This is a genomic window from Savagea faecisuis (genome assembly GCF_042675605.1).
Taxonomy (GTDB): domain Bacteria; phylum Bacillota; class Bacilli; order Bacillales_A; family Planococcaceae; genus Savagea; species Savagea faecisuis.
The window spans coordinates 1-1,119 of the sequence record NZ_JBHTJF010000048.1 but is presented as its reverse complement, the minus strand read 5'-3'; the positions used below and the strand labels follow the sequence as shown (position 1 = coordinate 1,119).

Here is a 1,119-nt window from a genome sequence, read left to right as displayed (position 1 = left end):
AAGTTACCAGACCAACATTTACAAGGAGGAATCTCTCATGACTAAGAATACCACGATTTTTACATTACTTCAAAACTTTATTTCACAGGAAGAATTAGATGAGATTCTAGCTGAGCTTCAGTTTGAAGATACGGCTCGTAAATGTGATGTAAAAACACTTTTAAATTACTTGATTGGCGCTGCTACATTTGAATGGAAAAGCTTGCGTCACGCTGCGGATGTTGCCCCTGCACAAGGCTTGAAATCAGTGAATTACTCGACACTTTCAAAACGTTTAGGAGAACTGAATTATCTCATCGTGAAGCACATTTTTGAGTTAATTGTCAGTCGATTAAATCGATCGGCAAGGCGTTCCCTTAAGTTGGAAAAAGAACTTCTCGCAATTGATTCCACAACGATTACAGTCGGAAAAACACGTTTACCATGGGCGCTTTATCACGGGAATCGCTCAGGAATTAAATTGCACGTCAGCTTTACCAATCAAACAAGTATGCCCCTTCAAATCGTTGAGACAACTGGACTGAAACATGATGGTCCAATCGGTGTCCAATTAGAAGATAAACGCTTTATAATCGTTGCAGATCGTGCTTATTTTTCGATTGATAAAGTCGATCGATATGCGACAACGAATCAAGATTTCGTCATTCGTTTAAAGGACAATATTCAGCTGAACCGTAAAAAATCATTACAACGAACAGCGGTTAAAGGGTCCAATATTGTCGCTGATTTCACTTGTACGCTAGGTACTGCACAAAAACAAACCGAAAAACGCCATCGTGTTGTCGAATTTACGGATTATGAAGGTGCGATTGTACGTGTTGTCACGAATCTTCGCAATGTATCAGCAGAAGAAATTGCAGGCATGTATAAGGAACGTTGGGCAATCGAGTCATTCTTTCGCTGGATTAAACAAAATTTAAATGTACCTGTACTATTTGGCACAACACCCAATGCCGTATTTAGCCAACTTTTCGCTGCGTTAATTGCCTATGTTTTATTGAAATTTTTATACATACGGATCCATTCAAAATCAGACGTAGAAGCCTTGTCATTCGTAGGTTTTACCCGCCTGTTTCTTTGGCATGCGCTTCCGGTGAAATGGCGAACATGTATGGAAGA

1 protein-coding gene is annotated in these 1,119 nt (G+C 39.7%); it reads left to right on the top strand.

From position 1 onward, the window contains the following. Nucleotides 1-37 precede the first annotated feature (37 nt). Nucleotides 38-1,119 (top strand): IS4 family transposase (locus ACFQ0V_RS13190; RefSeq protein ID WP_381014437.1); only part of this gene is annotated, 1,082 nt, incomplete at its 3' end.